Genomic DNA, 246 nt, shown 5'->3' with positions numbered 1-246 from the left:
CGGCGTTCTCGGCTGCGCATTGGATTTCCGCGGTATCCTCAAGGATGACGAGGCGATCCTGTGGCGCGGACTTCACGATCTCGTGGATTACGGCGTTCGCAAGCGTCGTCTTACCCGAGCCCGTCCCCCCGGAAATGATGATGTTCAGCCTCGTGGAAATGGCACTGCGGATCGTTGTGGCTTGGTATTCTGTCATCACGCCGGCGCGAATGTAGTCTTCAAGTGGAATGAGGCGCGATGCCCGGC

The 246-nt window shown here is 59.3% G+C and carries 1 protein-coding gene; it reads right to left on the bottom strand.

The features are described 5' to 3' along the window. On the bottom strand, positions 1 to 246 hold a 246-nt coding region (locus EOD29_RS34150; protein WP_164764059.1), incomplete at both ends, for an ATPase, T2SS/T4P/T4SS family.

Source organism: Mesorhizobium sp. M1A.T.Ca.IN.004.03.1.1 (genome assembly GCF_003997555.1).
GTDB lineage: Bacteria > Pseudomonadota > Alphaproteobacteria > Rhizobiales > Rhizobiaceae > Mesorhizobium.
The sequence above is the reverse complement of the archived record's forward strand: the minus strand, read 5'-3'. Positions and strand labels throughout refer to the sequence as shown.